General features: G+C 65.2%; 1 protein-coding gene. It reads right to left on the minus strand.

Features of this window, described 5'->3' with window-relative positions:
- The coding region (locus XI06_RS12885; RefSeq protein WP_271605478.1) for an IS91 family transposase at positions 1–877 on the minus strand (877 nt) is incomplete at both ends.

Genomic DNA, 877 nt, shown 5'->3' on the forward strand with positions numbered 1-877 from the left:
TGTCGGCCGCCAGCTTGGCTGGCAGCCGCGGGCGAACACCTCGATCACGATCATGCGGGCGCCACAGCGCGGGCATGGGCACGGCAGCACACGTGGCGTGTCCGTCGCGATATCCGGCTGCTCTTGCGGGTCGGCGGCCGGCGGGGCGACGTTGAGGAGTGCGCGGGCTGTCGCGATGCTCTGGGCGCGGTTGGCGTTGGCAAAGAGCCCGTAGTGGCGGATGCGGTGGAAGCCCTTGGGCAGCACGTGCAGCAGGAACCGCCTGATGAACTCGTGCGGGTGAAGCCGCATCGTCTTCCAGCGGTTGGCGCCGTTGAGGCGATAGTCCTTCCAGCGGAACGCAATCGCTTCGTCGTCGGCTGCAACGAGGCGGCGGTTGGAGATGGCGACACGATGGGTGTAACGGGACAGATAACGCAGCACCTGCGCGGGCCCCGCGAACGGGGCCTTGCAATAGACCACCCACTTGATGCGCCGCAGCGGGGCGATGAAGCGCTTGAACGTTGTCTTGTCGGTGAGTCCGGCATGGGTATTGAAGAACTTTAGCTCGCCGGCGTCGTGCGCATGCACGAGCATCGCCAGCATTTTGCCCTGGAACAGGCGCGCCAGCACGTTGACATGGACGAGGAAATTGGAGCGCGCGGCGATCCATCGCGTGTTATCGAGCGAGAGCCCTCCACCCGGCACGATCATATGCACGTGCGGATGATGGGTGAGCGCCGAGCCCCAGGTGTGCAGCACGGCCGTGATACCGATGCGGGCGCCGAGGCGCTTGGGATCGCTTGCGATGGCGAGCGTCGTCTCGGCCGCTGCCTTCATCAGCAGATTATAGATCACGCGCTTGTTCTGGTAGGCGATGTCACGCAACTCGCTGGGC

Origin of the sequence: Bradyrhizobium sp. CCBAU 11434 (assembly GCF_028128895.1) — a bacterium.
In the GTDB taxonomy this organism is placed as follows: Bacteria; Pseudomonadota; Alphaproteobacteria; order Rhizobiales; family Xanthobacteraceae; genus Bradyrhizobium; species Bradyrhizobium zhengyangense.